The sequence below is a fragment of the Sphingobacterium suaedae genome (genome assembly GCF_042684625.1).
GTDB classification, from domain to species: domain Bacteria; phylum Bacteroidota; class Bacteroidia; order Sphingobacteriales; family Sphingobacteriaceae; genus Sphingobacterium; species Sphingobacterium suaedae.
Window position 1 is genome coordinate 155,974 of sequence record NZ_JBHULR010000021.1, and the last position, 15,268, is coordinate 171,241.

Genomic DNA, 15,268 nt, shown 5'->3' on the forward strand with positions numbered 1-15,268 from the left:
CACATGGTATCGCAGGCCATTCGCCATTGTAAAAAAAAAGATAACGCCTGCGTGGTAAAAATGGCAAATATCGGCTTAGGTCGACCATTGTATTAACCATTGAAGGTGCCATCTAATCACTAAGAAGTAAAAATTGACAGATGAAAAAAAACATTTTAATTATCCCAGGAGACGGAATAGGACAAGAAGTAACCACCTGGGGTAAACAAGTCTTAGAAGCCATAGCACAACAGTATGGCCACGCATTTAGTTTTGACGAAGCTATTATGGGACACACGGCTATCGAAGCGACAGGATCTCCATTGCCCGACGAAACGTTAGAAAAAGCAAAAGCATCAGATGCTATTTTATTCGGTGCAATAGGTCATGCCAAATACGATAACGATCCGTCAGCGAAGGTAAGACCGGAGCAAGGGCTGTTGAAAATTCGTAAAGAGCTCGGCTTGTATGCGAACTTAAGACCCATACTTTTATTTGATGAATTGCTGGACGCCTCTAGCTTAAAGCCGGAAGTGCTACGTGGAACAGATATTTTATTCTTCCGAGAGCTGACAGGTGATGTATATTTCGGCGAGAAGAAAAGGAATGACGATAACACCTTCGCTTCTGACCTCATGAATTATCACCGCTACGAAGTGGAGCGTATCGCGCGCAAAGCATATGAAGCTGCCCGTACACGTAACAAAAGACTTTGCTCAGTGGATAAGGCAAACGTACTAGAAACATCTCGACTGTGGCGCGAAGTCGTACAAGAATTAGCTAAAGAATATGCAGACGTGGAAACGGAGCATATGTTCATTGACAACGCGGCGATGCAGTTAGTAAAGAATCCGAAAAAATTTGATGTAGTGCTTACGGCCAATCTGTTTGGCGATATTCTTACTGATGAAGCTTCACAAATCGCAGGATCTATGGGCATGCTAGCCTCTGCATCCATTGGCGATGGCACCGGCTTTTTTGAGCCAATACATGGATCCGCACATGATATCGCTGGACAGAACAAAGCCAATCCGTTGGCTTCTATCCTTTCGGCGGCGTTGATGCTTGATATTGCCTTTGGCCTTCAAGCGGAGGCTAAGGCCGTTACTAAAGCGGTTGCTGATACGCTAAAAGCAGGCTGGAGAACTGGAGATATTGCCAATGCAGAAACACCTGCGGACCGTATCTTAGGCACCAATGAGATGGGAGCTAAAGTTCTTGAGTTTTTAGCATCGTAAAGAGCGAACGCGAGTGAACTCCCGATTCCAATTGGACTCAAAAAAACGTTTCAAAAACGTTACAACTAGTTGAATTTTAACTTTTTAATTTAAAATTATGTTACACGATCCGAATCACTTATACATTTTCGACACCACACTTCGCGACGGCGAACAGGTTCCAGGCTGTCAATTGACTACGCCAGAAAAAATTGAGATCGCAAAAGACCTAGAGTCGCTGGGCGTCGATATTATTGAAGCGGGATTTCCGGTATCAAGTCCAGGTGATTTTCAATCTGTGGTTGAATTGTCTAAAGCCGTAGATGATGTTATTATCTGTGCGCTAACACGGGCTAATAAAAACGATATCGATGTAGCTGCAGATGCATTAAAATATGCAAAACGTCCACGTATACACACAGGAATAGGATCCTCGGACATGCATATCAAATATAAATTTAATTCGTCACGGGAAGAGATTTTAGAACGCGCAGTGGCGGCGGTCAAACACGCCAAGTCTTATGTAGAAGATGTCGAATTTTATGCAGAAGATGCGGGTCGTGCGGATTTGGGATATCTATCCCAAATGGTTGAAGCTGTTATCGCCGCCGGCGCAACGGTCGTGAATATTCCAGACACCAACGGCTATTGTCTACCTGACCAATATGGATCAAAAATTCAATATTTAAAAGACCATGTGCGTAATATTGATCAAGCCATCATCTCCGCTCATTGCCATAATGATCTAGGCTTGGCCACGGCCAATTCCATAGCGGCAGTGCAACATGGCGCCCGCCAGGTGGAATGCACCATAAATGGTATCGGTGAACGAGCAGGAAATACTTCACTAGAGGAAGTAGCTATGATCCTAAAGGTACACCAGCAGCAATTTCCTGGTCTAACCTCCAATATCAATAGCACGATGTTTACAGCGATTTCTCGCAAAGTCAGTGCTATGATGCGCATGCCTGTGCAACCAAATAAGGCGATTGTAGGTAAAAATGCGTTCGCACACAGCTCGGGGATTCATCAAGATGGATTCCTTAAGCATCGGGAAAATTATGAAATCATTCGTCCAGAAGACGTCGGATTAGACGAGGCCGACATTATATTGACAGCGCGTTCGGGCCGGCATGCTCTTAAACATCATTTAGAGCGGTTAGGTTATCAGCTCGACAAAGATCAACTAGCAGCTACATATGAAAAATTCCTCATTTTAGCTGATGGAAAGAAAGACCTTTGCGACGACGACCTAAAAGCATTGATGCAAGCGTAGTTTTCGTCAACGAGAAATTGTTAAACCCGCTAAGCCAGAGAAGCTACATCCAGAAAACGTCTGACAGAAGCCCCTAGGGCTCGCCAGACGTTTTCTGATATTTATATTATTTTTTTAAAATGGATCTATCAACCTTAACCATAGACTCTCGACAAGCAGCTGAACGCATCAAGGGCATTGTTAACCGTACTCCACTGCAATACAACTTACATCTATCCGAAAAGTACGGAGCCGATGTATACCTAAAACGAGAAGACCTTCAAGTTGTTCGCTCGTATAAGCTACGTGGCGCGTACAATAAAATTGTCAGCCTTTCTGATGACCAACGCAGTCGAGGCGTCACCTGTGCTAGTGCAGGCAACCATGCACAAGGGGTCGCGCTTTCTTGCAAAAAACTCAATATTAAAGGCATTATCTTTATGCCCGGCCCCACTCCTCGCCAAAAAATCACACAAACTGAAATGTGGGGAAATGGCAGTATAGAGATCGTATTGACCGGAGACACTTTTGACGACTGTCAGAAAGCCGCTTTGGAATATAGCAAAGAACATAATATGACCTTTATTCCTCCGTTTGATGATGAGAAGGTTATTGAAGGACAAGGTACAGTAGCCGTCGAGATCTTGGAAGACCTTCCGGATTTGGATGCAATTTTTATTCCTATCGGAGGCGGAGGATTATCATCGGGTGTAAGTTACCACATGAAAAAGTACGCTCCACACGTGAAACTGTACGGTATCGAACCAGAGGGCGCCCCCTCCATGTTGGCGGCTCTTCAGCATAACGGCCCTATCGAGCTGGATCACATTAATAAGTTTGTGGATGGCGCCGCCGTTAAAAAGATTGGTGCATTAACGTATGCTATCAGCAGTCAACTATTGGATAGCGTAAAACCTGTACCTGAAGGCAAAATCTGTACAACGATTCTGCAGCTTTACAACAAAGATGCCATCGTGGCTGAGCCCGCCGGTGCACTTTCTATTGCTGCCCTCGAATTTCATAGAGAAGAGATCAAGGGAAAAAAGGTCGTCTGTATTGTATCGGGCGGAAACAACGATATCGATCGTATGAGCGAAATCAAAGAGATGTCTCTTCTTTATGAAGGATTCAAACATTATTTTATCGTTCGTTTCCCACAGCGTCCCGGAGCCTTGCGTTTATTGGTAACTGAAGTGCTTGGGCCGAAAGACGATATTACCCGTTTTGAGTATATCAAAAAAACAGAGCGCGAACGCGGGCCAGCACTGATTGGTATCGAACTCAACGATCCAAAAGATTATACGACATTTATTGAACGGATGAAAGCATACAAATTTGATTTCATCGAAATAAATAAAGACCAAACACTCTTTGAATATTTGGTCTAAGATATTTAAAAAGATATAGCCATTCGATTAGAACGGCTATATCTTTTTAACGCTTTTTTGGTAAAAGCCTTTGAAAGAATCCTTTTCGCTTCTTTTTTTTAAGCCCGTAGCCATAACCGTATCCATAACCGTAACCATAGCCATATCCATAACCATAGCCATATCTTGGACCTCCCAATTTTAGTCCATTTAACACAATCGCTAAATGCGAAAGCTTACCTGTTTTATATAGCTTTTCGATTTCAGGAAGTTGTCGTTTATCCATCCTTCCAGCGCGCACAATAAATAACGTCAAATCCGATACTCGGTCTACTACGGTAGCATCCGCGACAACTCCAACGGGTACACCGTCAACAACAACGTAATCATACCGGTTTCTCAATTCTAACAGTAGCTGGTCAAGTCGGGACCCGAGCAGCAATTCGACAGGGTTTGGCGCTATCGCTCCAATGGGATAAAAGTCCAAATTATCGGCAACTCCACTTTCGTAACGAATATCTTCCAATGTCAATGACGCATCTGCTAAATAATGACTTACTCCCCTCCCGTAGTTAACTTCCATACGGGAGGATAGTGTCCCTTTCCGCAAATCCAAATCAAGAATAGCAACTTTTTTATCCAGAAAGGATAAGGTCGTCGACAAATTCAATGCGCTGAATGTTTTTCCTACACCTGCGCCGAAAGAGGTCAATGTTATTACTTTCGGCGCCACCTCATTCTTTGTCATAAAGCTAATATTCGTCCGTAGTATCCGAAACGCTTCTGTTAATGCATCTCGACCGGTCCTGCTAACTAGTATATCTCCGCTAACGGCTTTTCGCTTGGATCGATCTTTAACCAACGGTATTTCACCTAAAAACGGAACAGATATCGTATCTTCAATGTCTCGACGGCCCCGCACACCCGTATCTAACATAAGTAACAACAACAAAATAACTGCAGGCAACATTCCGCCGATAGCCACGCCCATAGCCACTTTACGCAGCATGTTTGGATAAATAGGTTGGCGAGATCCTGAAGCCGGATCAATAATCCGTATATTATCCTCAGTCATGGCTTGATTTAGCGCATTTTCCTCCCTCTTATTTAGTAAGTAGAGATACAGTTCCTCCTTCACCTTTTGCTGACGTTCCACAGACAACATAGCCCGTTGTTTCTCAGGGATCTGTAGCGCCTTACTTCTTGCTTGTCGCTCTTCGCGGAAAATATTATTTCTCTTTATGTCTAAACCTGTTAAAGCGTTATCAACAGCTCTATCGATATTTCCCCGCATCGCTGAAAGCGCACGGTCAAGGTCTTGGATGACTGGATTAGCCGTGTTACCATCTGACAGTCTATTCCGGCGCAACAATGTATAGTTATATTCTGCAATTTGATTTTCAACGCTCGCATCAACCAAGCCCGTGTTGTTCGGAATAAGGTCGCCCCCCTCGCCCTGAGTCTTTAGATATTCACGCATCATTTGCGCCAGTTTAATATCTGTTTCCACACGAGCTCCTTCAGTTTGAAATTGGCGCACATCCGAAACATACATCTGCCCTGCCGAGTTCACATCAATACCTTGGTTTGCGGTTCGTAACCTTTCTATGTCCGATTCAACGATTCCCAATTCATCTTCCATAATGGTCAATCGATCTCGGATAAAATCGGCTGTATTAATTGCTATCTGATTTTTATCTCTAAGATTGACCTCATTATATACACTAATAAGCGTTGTTATCAAATCCGCCGCGCGATCAGGATTCGCATCCTCAGCCGTAATACGGAGGAGCGAAGCGTCATCTTCGAGCTGCGTGATATTCAGATTACCCATAAAATATCCAACCATATCTCCTTGCGTATACTTAGTAACACGTATATCATCGCCAAAGCTACTAGGTACATACTGTATTGTGGGTTTTACAAGAATCTCACCGACCGGCGTTTTAACATATTTATTCAAAGGAATTTTGATGGCCGGTTCCTGATTTTCTTTGGTCCAGGCACTCAAGAGCACCATTTCGTCATCCACTGGAGTGATCGTAAAAGCGTAACTGTCGCTGCCAACCTTACCGCGAACCTCCACTTGCACCGGCGAGTGCTTATACAATTCGTAGGTCCGCAATCCTTTCTCTACAGTATAGCTTTTATCTGCATTGATACGCTCAATAGTTTGCCGCATCAGTTCTTTGGATTTTAGCTGTAAGATTTCGCTTGCCACACTTATCGAATTATAAGAAGAGTTCGTTCGAGTCAACCTTGCCGTAGCCTGAGTATTTGCTGGCGTTTTAATCATCACCGTTTCAGACTGACTATAAATAAAAGGTGTTTTGCTATACTGGTAATAGTAATAGGTCCCAAAGATCCAGATAGACAGTAAAAACCACTTCCAATGGAAGAGCAAATATTTCAGGATATCCAAAATATTGATGCTGCTATCCCCCTTCCCCTGTTGATTTACCTCTTCTTGCAAATTTGTCTTCATCAAGATTTATTTTAATAAGGTGGCTAAAGACAATACGAAAGTTACCATACCCATCGTCAAACCTAATACCCTCCACGTACGTTCTTCTTTCGGTGTAGTCACCGCAGATTTAGGTTCTACATATACTATATCATTTTGTTGCAGGTAGTATGCTGGAGAATTAAATATTTCTTTCGATTCAATATCCGTCATTATTTTCTTACGGACACCCGCCTCTTCGCGTAGTACAACTATTTTGGAAGGATCAGCGTTTCTACTCAGACCACCCGCCTTGGCTATGGCTTCTAGCAACGTAATTTGGGCATCTGGCACATTAATGACACTAATGGCTGCGACCTCACCCATCATGCTAATTTTCAGATTCAGCAGTTCCACTTTGATAACTGGATCGCTGATATAGCTTTCCGAAATCAAACGTTCACGTATTAGCGTTCGAACCTGATCTAAAGTTAGGCCTAGTACATTTAAGCTACCCAAAACGGGAAAATCAATCTTTCCGTTTTTATCCACCAAATAACCTTGTGTTCCGGGAGAAGAAATAAGACCCGAAGCGACACTTCCATCGTCGTTGACTTTATACGCTCCATAACCGCCATTAAATGGGGCTGCTAGCTCTGGATTCTTTGCACTAATAACAATACTTAGTCTGTCATTTTTCTGAACGCGTAGGGCAGGTGCTTCTGCTGTCTCATAAGGCGAGTTGACGTCTAAATCTTTCACGTAAACTACTTTTGAGGCTCCACATGAACTTAGCAGGGCCACCGCCGTTAGCCACATTCCTAAAATAAACTTATTCATTTTATATTATATTATATTATGGTTGTATATATGATCTGTCAATACGTAAATGCCTATTTGGTTAGTCCAGAGTACCAGTGTACCAGCGGAAAGCAGATTGCCTCCATGGGTGCATATCTGAAATAGATCAAAAAACTACGCCACAGACGTTGTCCCTTTCTCGTACGCTCATTTTTTCCTTTTGTCAGGAACCGCTCATCATGAAAACCGAAATTACCAGCTGTTAAAATATCCTGCATCATCCAATCGGCAGAGACCGCTGTTGCCAAAGGAAAAGGCAGATTACTTTTCGGCATACCCAAATACGTCACAAGCAATTTGTGCAAAACCATGATCCATCTAGAAATCCCCAATTTTCGATATACCTGCTTTAATTTCGTTCCATCGACCTGTCCTACATAGGTAGCGTACACACGTGCAGCATCGCAAAGTTGTCGCAATCCTATTCCGAAAGATAGTAAGTGTTTTAAAATATGGACGTTTACCTGTATCATCTGTAACATCGGCGACGGGATTGAAACACTTATATCATTTATCCGTAACGAAGACGCCGTTTCCTCTCGCTCGAGTCGGCGGAGATAGCGGTAAACAAAGGGATTATGAATATCAAAAAGATGCCGATGATGATCAATATCACTGTCTTTCCATACATAACAGACACTTGATCCAGCAACCTTTATTAAGTCAATCCCAGCGAGAGCAATAACGTCGCTTGCCTCATTATATGCATGTTCGTTATCAAAATACCAATCAATGTCACCACATATCCGTCGGGTAGGATTGTGGTAACAGGCCGCCAGCGCCTGCCCCTTAAGTAACAATGGATGCAGCCCTCTGTCAGAAAAAAAAACGACCTGTTCCGCTAATATGGTGTTGATCTTATCGTTTCGTCTTTCAATATGCTCAATCCGCGCAAACCATTCAAAACGTGTTTTCCTCGGCGGCAGAAACGCAACGTCTATTGATTCGAGTCCGTCATAGACAATTCCCTCAACGGTTTGTTGTACGGCTAGTTGAAACAGGCTGTCCCATTCTGTGTCGGATAATGGAAAAGAGGCCGTAGACTCGACCGGACGGTTCCAGAGCCCCGCTCGCAATAACACAAAAAAAACATCTACAACCCGATCCTTTATCATTTTATGAAGTCAATAATCCTCGTTTTTCAAAGTCACGTACAAGTACCGCGGCATCACTCGCTGCGATCGCTTCCGTAACATCATACCGATCCAAAAGAACCTCTGTCACTGATGCTATTGTGAATTCCTTATCTTGCAATGCCTCCCATACATAAGCCGCGGTATCATTCAAGGTATGGATATTGGATAGATCCTCCATTCCCAAGGCGGGTTCCACGATAACATGTTCTCCTCCTAAATGTCTGAGCCGTAAATCTTTTCTTAATTTCATTGTCGGTGTCTAACTCCAAATGTTGTCGTACAAATTTACGCTTTATTGAAGTGAGCACATTATGGTTCAGGAACTTCTTAAATAATTGTAGAATTTCTTCTACTACAATATGTATGGAACTTTAACGGAACTTCGTCTTCCACACCAATAAGATGGAGTAATCCTTCGTCAGTTACTGCCTGAGTAATGCCGTATAAATGGAACGGCTTTTCGCGACCATCGCCTCACGCGTAAAGTAGTTTTGATAACGTTGAGTACTTCCCGTCGACAACCGTTGTCGCAAACCTTCCTCGTCAAAGATTCGTCGCAATGCATTTGCGAGCATTTCTTCATTCTGGGCTTCTACAATCAATCCCGACACGTCTTCTTTATTCACCCAGCTGACTCCAGACCCGGGGATGTAGGTAGATACGACGGGAACTCCTACAGACATCGCTTCAATTTGTACAATAGCAAATGCTTCGGTTTTCCAGATCGAGCTTAAGCAAAACACATCGGCTGCTGCGAAATAGTTAGGAACTTCCTTGTCCGACAAAAATCCCAATAAGCAAACGCGCTCCTTTAAGCCTAAGTCGGCAATTAAATGCTTCAAGGTATCGTGTAAAGGACCTTTACCTCCGATCAAAATCTGATAGTTATCAGGAAGGTTTGCCGCAGCCCGAATCAAATATTCATACCCCTTGTATTCGACCAAACGACCCAGTGAAAAAACAAGACGCTTTCCGGCATAACGTGCCCGAATGGCTCGCACTTGATCCCTATCTACCTGAGCAGGTTCTACGCCGATGGGTATATAATCCAATTTGTGCTGTACATGTTGCAGAAACGTAGACTCCGCAACATATACAGGCGATGTTCCTACGATGATATCTGCACGCTTAATCAACCAATTTTGTAATGGTTTGTACAATTTCAATAACATCCTTTGTTTTAGAATATCCGCATGCCAGTGCAGCACCACCTTACCCTTGTAGCCCGATAACCATAGGGCTAGACAGGCCATGGGATCTGGATGATGAATATGTATGATATCATAGGTGTTTGCGATCTTCCGGAGTGTTGTGATCATCAAAGGAGCAATCATGGTTGCTGCTAATTTTAGCTGGGTAGGCATGACCAATATACGGCCACAGGCATTCAGCGCTATGGTTTCTGCCGGATGATTTTCCGTAGCAGCACACAGCATATCGCATGAAATCCCTTGTTCGGAAAGCCCTAACGTTAGGTCATACATGACCTTTTCTACGCCTCCACGAATCGGATAAAATTTTCCAAGTTGCAATACTTTCATCACATTATACTATTTACAAATCCTTCAGTGAACTGTTATTTTGTCGTTTTTGATCCGTCAAAAGCAAGGAAAATAGTTCGTCCCAAGAGGTCGCCATGGGCTCCTTGTACACCGTCGGGGGCACCTCCTGTAAAAAAGATCGATCCCCTCGTATCAATTTCTTCATCTGATCCGCCAGATGAGCTGGTTGATCCGGGTCGAAGAAAGCCACCTGTTTACTGCCGGCAGCTGTTTCCCTTGCATACGGCAGCCCGGCCAACAACATAGGGCGCTTCAAACTTGCGAACTCTGAAATCGGTAATCCCCAGGTCTCTACTTTAGACGGAAACAGTAGACAATCTGTCTCCTGATACAAACGTTCCAATTCCGCTTTGCTTACAAATCCCATAAAATTCAACGCTTTCACCTGTCCCCAGCGTTTATGTAACCAACGTGCGTACCGATTTTCATCGCCCTTTACAGTAATAAGCACATTAAAATTGTCATATCCTTCTTTCTCCACGATAGCAGCAGCTCGGCAAACGATATCAAAGTTCTTATGACTATTGGGAGATCCCGCGAATAAAAATGTGTACGTTTTTTTTGCCCCGTGGCCGTTATTTGATAATATATCAATTGAAGTGCCGCGCTGCGGCGGAGCCACAATAATTCGATGGAAGTCAAGGGAAAACATATGGCGCATAGCCTCCTTAAACCATTGCTGTTGAACAACCACGTAGGTATTCTCTTTAATATTCGTTTTATAAATACATTTGGTGAACATAGCGAACAACGCAATTTTTGGTGCGAACAACAGGTCGTGCATCCGCCATTTGTAAAAAGAAAAAGCGTTATGGCAATAGACTGCTCTGCGTTCTGCTCGTACAGATGGAGACGTGTCGTGCAGCGATAGCCACAAGTAAACCGGAGACAAGTTTTTGGATATCCTACGTAGGCTTACATATTCGTACCATAACCTATTTACCCAGCGTTTCTTCGGCCACTGCGTTTCAATATATTCAATATTCGGAAAATTAGCCATCTCCTTTTTATAAACAATGGCAACCACACGAAAATCCTCCTGGATAGCCAACGTCGACAAGTACGATAAGCAATCTCTCAGAATAGCCAACGTTCCGGCCTCGACCAGATTAACGGCCGAAACGACGATTGTTCTTCTACTCATGGTCATGCCTCCCCATCTGTTGGTTGAGTTCTTCGAATAGCTGTATCCATTGTTGCATAACACGATCCTTCGAAAATAGGATGCTTTTTTCTCTAGACGCTTTTCCCATGTGCGCACGCAAATCATCATTTTCCATAATTTCCATCAATCTGTTCGCCATCCCTTGTCGATCGTATTCCATTAGTAGATATCCATTTTTCCCATCCACGATAATGTCTCTGGGTCCGCATTTACAGGCGTAGGCAACTAAGGGCAGGCCACAAGCCTGCGCTTCTAAAAGGGTCATGGGAAGCCCCTCGTAACGCGATGTCATGGCCAGTATGGAACTTGCCATATACTCCTGCTCAATATGTTGTACGGGTGCGCGCAGCGACACGGTTTCTCCCAAACCGAGCGCCTCTATTTGCCGTTGCAATTTTTCCTGAAGAGGTCCTTTTCCAAAAATGTCCAACCTCCAATCCGGATGGCACGCATGCACCAAATGCCATACCTGAATCAATTCATCGAAACCTTTCTGATAGTCATAACGTCCCACAGCGATGACGCGCTTTGCTGTTAAAGGGGCATCACCAAGAGACTCAAAGCTATTCGCATTTGGAATCACGAGCATATTCGGAAGAGCCCCCCAATACCCCTTATCTTCTTCGGTTAATACAACAAAACGATCATATTTTTTAGCCAAGGACACGTCTTGTCGGCTACGCCATCGATCGATCATTCTCCAAATCCCCGTCCGATTGTACTGTATGCGCTTAAATCGGGAAAAATGGATTTCCAACACCTTTTTACTTCCCTCCTGCACCTTGTATAGAAAAGAAACATCGTGGTCGAACATCGAGACGACGACATCGGGTTGGAGTTTCGTCAACAAAGCCGTCAGTTTTTTTCTGTGCAAACGCTGCTTACGCAGATAATTTAGCGTCTTTGTTATTGGTCCCTTCCCTTGTTCATCAACATAGTTTATATCTAGATCGTAGCAATGGATCCGTGGATCTACATCGAAGTATGCGGGCTTTCCATTCTGATCCGTCGTTACGATAACGACCGTATATCCTCTACGCACCAGCTCGTTCGCCTTATTGGTCAATACCCTTTCCATGCCGCCCGAATTATGTGTTGCGGCGATACAGTATACGATTTTCATACAGTTGTCGCGGGTGTTAAGTTACGGTTAGTCCCCATAGCATAAAGCAAGGCATAGATGACAAATATATCGGTGGCTACTTTAAGCCAAATGACAAAGGAAAGTAAGAGTAATAACGCGAAAATCCCCCAATAACGGGGATAGAGTTTTGCGAACAAGACAGCATTATAGACAAAAAACAACGCGAAAACGCTAAACCCAAGTATTCCGCAATACAGTATAAAGCGACAGTAGCCGATGTCGGTACTGTAGACCCAATTGTCGAAAAGACCCGAGCCAATCAACCAAGTTTTTGCGTCTGTCGGCCATACCCACATCTCCCGGTTCAATTTATCGGTAGAGTCGGTACGCCACTCCCCTTTTTCCACCCAGTTAAAGAATCCCTCAAAAGCAAATCGTAGGTGATCGTGAAATGCTTCGTCGGTTTGATACAAATACGTAGCAATGAAAATGGCCAACAACAAAAGTCCACCAAACCATATCCCCAATTTAATGGATTCATATTTCACAATGATACGGAAGAGTCCAGACGCAGCAACGAAGTACAGGGTTGCAAAGCCTACGCCCGCCATCGTAGTTCGTGCGATCATATTACCGACCAATGCAATGGTAAAAAATGCCACCAACAGGAGTGCTATTGTCCAAGGAGTCCTGCGCGTCTGCGGATCACGGCTCAGCACACCGGCAATCATAATTAATACAATCGAAAACCGCACACCAGCCGTGTCTAAGGCTGCTCCAATACCATAGAGTCGATCTACCTCTTCAAAGAACTCTTGTCCCTGACTGACATAACTGTCGACAGCTATCTGAACGGACGGGATGTTATCAATTAAAAGAGCAGCAACACACTGTCCAAAACATACCCCCGCCAAATAGAATGTCAACAAGGGTATATCCACACGCCCATGTTGCATGCGTAAACAAGCATAGACGCCATAGGCTGCCAACAACCATACCGCAAAACTGGAATAATAGGACGCATAGGAATAGTCGTTTGTTTCATTGACATCGACAGCGATAAAACATACCAGTGAAAATAAGACGACTAAACCAATCGCTCCGAGCAATGCTCTAGGAACACGAACCGCCCTTCTCTGAATACAATCAAAGCCCAGTGCTATGATTCCTAAACCGGCTAATATAACTTTTGTATTTAAAGACGACGGCAGAAAGGTAAAGCCTATTGGAAAGAAATAGAAACTGACCAATCCCCCCATCAACATATATTGAACAAAACGAACTATTGCCATGCGCTTTACTTATTTATAGATGACACCATATATCACTCTTGTCAACAGATAATAATGAAACTTTAATATCCAGAATTGTTTATTTAGTGCGGCCCACCGCAACAGGCGCAATCGAGCGGGTAATTCACGCTTGCTCCAGGATGTTGTGTTGATCTCCGGAAACCAACTCAGCCAGGTCCTATAACTGGAATTTTTATCCGAAATCAAAAAAGGCAGTTTAATATGAAACTTCAGCAGGTCGATCAATTTGCCAACCCGACCTGCAAACCTGCTTGTTTTCAGACTACGTTCCACTTCATCTACATGAAAGGTAACCTGTTCCATATGCTGAGCGGAGTACAACCGGGTTAAGGACTCTTCATTTGACTTTTCATAGTGATAAAGCCCCCTATCTACATAGGCAACATGTTGCGCAACACTAAATAACCGTACCATAATCAGTAAATCTTCGCCCATATTCATCCCGTCTATAAATCGGATCGCATAATCCTCATAGAGCGTACGTTTCACCAAAAATAGCCAAAGATTCCATCGCATCGTACCTGCCAAGATCTTCGAAATAGCATCCCAGGGATCCGCAAAATAAGGTTGCTTCATTTTACGTTCGCCGCCCACAAAAGACAAGAACCAATTACATCCCACAATATCCGCTTTCGTTGCCAGTGCGGTATCGACCATGACCGAGATCGCATCAGGTTCAAGTCGATCGTCTGCATCAACGTAATAAATAAAATCACCTGTCACTAAGTTCAGGCCCGTGTTACGAGCAGCAGCAACTCCTTTATTCATTACGTGGGAGTAAACCTGTACCCGTATGCGATGCGAAACGTCCGAGCAAAACTCTTCGATCAGGGTTAAACTGTTATCCTGGCTACAATCATTGACAAAAATCAATTCTATAGCAGAATAAGTCTGGCTCTCCAAGGCACCTAGACATACCGGCAGCGTTTTTTCTGCGTTGAAAACCGGTACGATAATGGAAACAAAAGGTTGTTTATTCGCCATGTGCTAATTCATTATTGGTTTTCGCCGGTACAATCGATGCTAAAAGACGGTCCACTATTTCTATCTGCGAACTGTTAAACTTACGAGCAAACATATAATTCGCGGAAATCAGCTCATCGAAATCGTCATTTCCCCAGTCGTGCAATACGTTATCCTTCCATCGAATTAGCCGCTGTGAGCCTGTTCCCTCCAGCGCTACATCGTAAATATCTGCTCGAAAAGATGAGTTCCAGCATAACGTCTGCAAAACGATTTCGTCGGCGCAAAATGTCATCTTGTATTGCGCTAAGATATGCTTTTTCTGGGTAAGCACGTAAGATACAAAGGGTTCCGTCACACTTACCCACTGCGTGCCTTTCTTGAAATTGATCGCCCGATGTCGGTATACGGCGAATAGAAACTGTAGTCGCAAACCTAAAAATCGAATTACCCTCCTAATGCTCCCAGTGGTACCCGACACAGTGCGAAAATGACGCGGAAAAAGATGATACCGGCGCACTTTTCTAGTAATCTGTTCCGATTGATCTCCTGCGGAGAATCCGATAAATAGTTTTCCTGCGTGATTATTGAAGAACGTATGGATTTCCGCTTGGCTACGTAACGGCATATCTACTCCGGACAACAAATGATAATGCCCATAAGGCCCCCTTTTCTGCGCTTCTTCAAATAAGAGCAACTCCGCTTCAATGACACTCACGTCGCCCCAACGCACATCGATGCGCTCTTCCAATACATACAAGTGTGCAAAACGTGTTGCCAGTTGTGGCAACGTTCCTACCTTTCGATCGACGTGAATAAAAATATCATTCTGTTCATGATCTAGTGCGATTAATAAACGTCCCAAAATATCAAATTCATGGTGGGCAAGTATCAAATACGCATGTTTTATCTGTTCCATCATT

General features: G+C 43.7%; 13 protein-coding genes. 3 read left to right on the forward strand and 10 right to left on the reverse strand.

Going from position 1 to position 15,268, the window contains the following annotated elements:
* Positions 1-140 precede the first annotated feature (140 nt).
* The 3 genes from leuB to ilvA all read left to right on the forward strand — a co-directional run bounded on the left by leuB (position 141) and on the right by ilvA (position 3,839).
* Positions 141-1,217 (forward strand): 3-isopropylmalate dehydrogenase, encoded by a 1,077-nt coding sequence (gene leuB, locus ACFSR5_RS19985; protein ID WP_380906310.1) that lies wholly within the window; start codon positions 141-143, stop codon positions 1,215-1,217.
* Positions 1,218-1,314: 97 nt separating this feature from the next.
* Complete coding sequence (locus tag ACFSR5_RS19990; protein ID WP_380906311.1) at positions 1,315-2,472, forward strand: 2-isopropylmalate synthase; 1,158 nt, start codon at positions 1,315-1,317, stop codon at positions 2,470-2,472.
* A gap of 119 nt (positions 2,473-2,591) precedes the next feature.
* Positions 2,592-3,839 (forward strand): threonine ammonia-lyase IlvA, encoded by a 1,248-nt coding sequence (ilvA, locus tag ACFSR5_RS19995; RefSeq protein ID WP_380906313.1) that lies wholly within the window; start codon positions 2,592-2,594, stop codon positions 3,837-3,839.
* 46 nt (positions 3,840-3,885) lie between these two features.
* Here ilvA and ACFSR5_RS20000 read toward each other — a convergent pair whose 3' ends face one another.
* The 10 genes from ACFSR5_RS20000 to ACFSR5_RS20045 form a co-directional block, all read right to left on the reverse strand.
* Complete coding sequence (locus tag ACFSR5_RS20000) at positions 3,886-6,303, reverse strand: GumC family protein (RefSeq protein WP_380906314.1); 2,418 nt, start codon at positions 6,301-6,303, stop codon at positions 3,886-3,888.
* A 6-nt stretch (positions 6,304-6,309) separates the two neighbouring features.
* The gene (locus ACFSR5_RS20005) at positions 6,310-7,101 is read right to left on the reverse strand and encodes a polysaccharide biosynthesis/export family protein (protein ID WP_380906316.1); all 792 of its coding nucleotides are present in this window, start codon (positions 7,099-7,101) and stop codon (positions 6,310-6,312) included.
* Between the two features lie 53 nt (positions 7,102-7,154).
* On the reverse strand, positions 7,155-8,237 hold the full coding sequence (locus tag ACFSR5_RS20010) for a nucleotidyltransferase domain-containing protein (RefSeq protein ID WP_380906317.1): 1,083 nt from the start codon (positions 8,235-8,237) through the stop codon (positions 7,155-7,157).
* Between the two features lies 1 nt (position 8,238).
* Positions 8,239-8,508, reverse strand: a complete 270-nt coding sequence (locus tag ACFSR5_RS20015; RefSeq protein ID WP_380906319.1) for a PqqD family protein — start codon at positions 8,506-8,508, stop codon at positions 8,239-8,241.
* Between the two features lie 172 nt (positions 8,509-8,680).
* A complete protein-coding gene (locus tag ACFSR5_RS20020) occupies positions 8,681-9,799 on the reverse strand; it encodes a glycosyltransferase (protein WP_380906593.1) in 1,119 nt (372 codons plus the stop codon).
* Between the two features lie 13 nt (positions 9,800-9,812).
* Positions 9,813-10,964 (reverse strand): glycosyltransferase, encoded by a 1,152-nt coding sequence (locus tag ACFSR5_RS20025; RefSeq protein ID WP_380906320.1) that lies wholly within the window; start codon positions 10,962-10,964, stop codon positions 9,813-9,815.
* Entirely contained in the window at positions 10,957-12,108 is a 1,152-nt protein-coding gene (locus ACFSR5_RS20030) for a glycosyltransferase family 4 protein (protein ID WP_380906322.1), read from the reverse strand. Before ACFSR5_RS20030 ends, ACFSR5_RS20025 begins: the two co-directional genes overlap by 8 nt.
* Positions 12,105-13,361 (reverse strand): hypothetical protein, encoded by a 1,257-nt coding sequence (locus ACFSR5_RS20035; RefSeq protein WP_380906324.1) that lies wholly within the window; start codon positions 13,359-13,361, stop codon positions 12,105-12,107. The genes ACFSR5_RS20030 and ACFSR5_RS20035 overlap by 4 nt, the downstream gene beginning before the upstream one ends.
* A 9-nt stretch (positions 13,362-13,370) precedes the next feature.
* On the reverse strand, positions 13,371-14,366 hold the full coding sequence (locus ACFSR5_RS20040) for a glycosyltransferase family 2 protein (RefSeq protein ID WP_380906325.1): 996 nt from the start codon (positions 14,364-14,366) through the stop codon (positions 13,371-13,373).
* On the reverse strand, positions 14,356-15,267 hold the full coding sequence (locus ACFSR5_RS20045; RefSeq protein ID WP_380906326.1) for a beta-1,6-N-acetylglucosaminyltransferase: 912 nt from the start codon (positions 15,265-15,267) through the stop codon (positions 14,356-14,358). Before ACFSR5_RS20045 ends, ACFSR5_RS20040 begins: the two co-directional genes overlap by 11 nt.
* Between the last annotated feature and the right edge of the window lies 1 nt (position 15,268).

Excerpts from the sequence above, each read along its gene's own strand:
- leuB (WP_380906310.1), top strand. The coding sequence starts at position 141 with ATGAAAAAAAACATTTTAATTATCCCAGGAGACGGAATAGGACAAGAA.
- ACFSR5_RS19990 (WP_380906311.1), top strand. The coding sequence starts at position 1,315 with ATGTTACACGATCCGAATCACTTATACATTTTCGACACCACACTTCGC.
- ilvA (WP_380906313.1), top strand. The coding sequence starts at position 2,592 with ATGGATCTATCAACCTTAACCATAGACTCTCGACAAGCAGCTGAACGC.
- ACFSR5_RS20000 (WP_380906314.1), bottom strand. The coding sequence starts at position 6,303 with ATGAAGACAAATTTGCAAGAAGAGGTAAATCAACAGGGGAAGGGGGAT.
- ACFSR5_RS20005 (WP_380906316.1), bottom strand. The coding sequence starts at position 7,101 with ATGAATAAGTTTATTTTAGGAATGTGGCTAACGGCGGTGGCCCTGCTA.
- ACFSR5_RS20010 (WP_380906317.1), bottom strand. The coding sequence starts at position 8,237 with ATGATAAAGGATCGGGTTGTAGATGTTTTTTTTGTGTTATTGCGAGCG.
- ACFSR5_RS20015 (WP_380906319.1), bottom strand. The coding sequence starts at position 8,508 with ATGAAATTAAGAAAAGATTTACGGCTCAGACATTTAGGAGGAGAACAT.
- ACFSR5_RS20020 (WP_380906593.1), bottom strand. The coding sequence starts at position 9,799 with ATGAAAGTATTGCAACTTGGAAAATTTTATCCGATTCGTGGAGGCGTA.
- ACFSR5_RS20025 (WP_380906320.1), bottom strand. The coding sequence starts at position 10,964 with ATGAGTAGAAGAACAATCGTCGTTTCGGCCGTTAATCTGGTCGAGGCC.
- ACFSR5_RS20030 (WP_380906322.1), bottom strand. The coding sequence starts at position 12,108 with ATGAAAATCGTATACTGTATCGCCGCAACACATAATTCGGGCGGCATG.
- ACFSR5_RS20035 (WP_380906324.1), bottom strand. The coding sequence starts at position 13,361 with ATGGCAATAGTTCGTTTTGTTCAATATATGTTGATGGGGGGATTGGTC.
- ACFSR5_RS20040 (WP_380906325.1), bottom strand. The coding sequence starts at position 14,366 with ATGGCGAATAAACAACCTTTTGTTTCCATTATCGTACCGGTTTTCAAC.
- ACFSR5_RS20045 (WP_380906326.1), bottom strand. The coding sequence starts at position 15,267 with ATGATGGAACAGATAAAACATGCGTATTTGATACTTGCCCACCATGAA.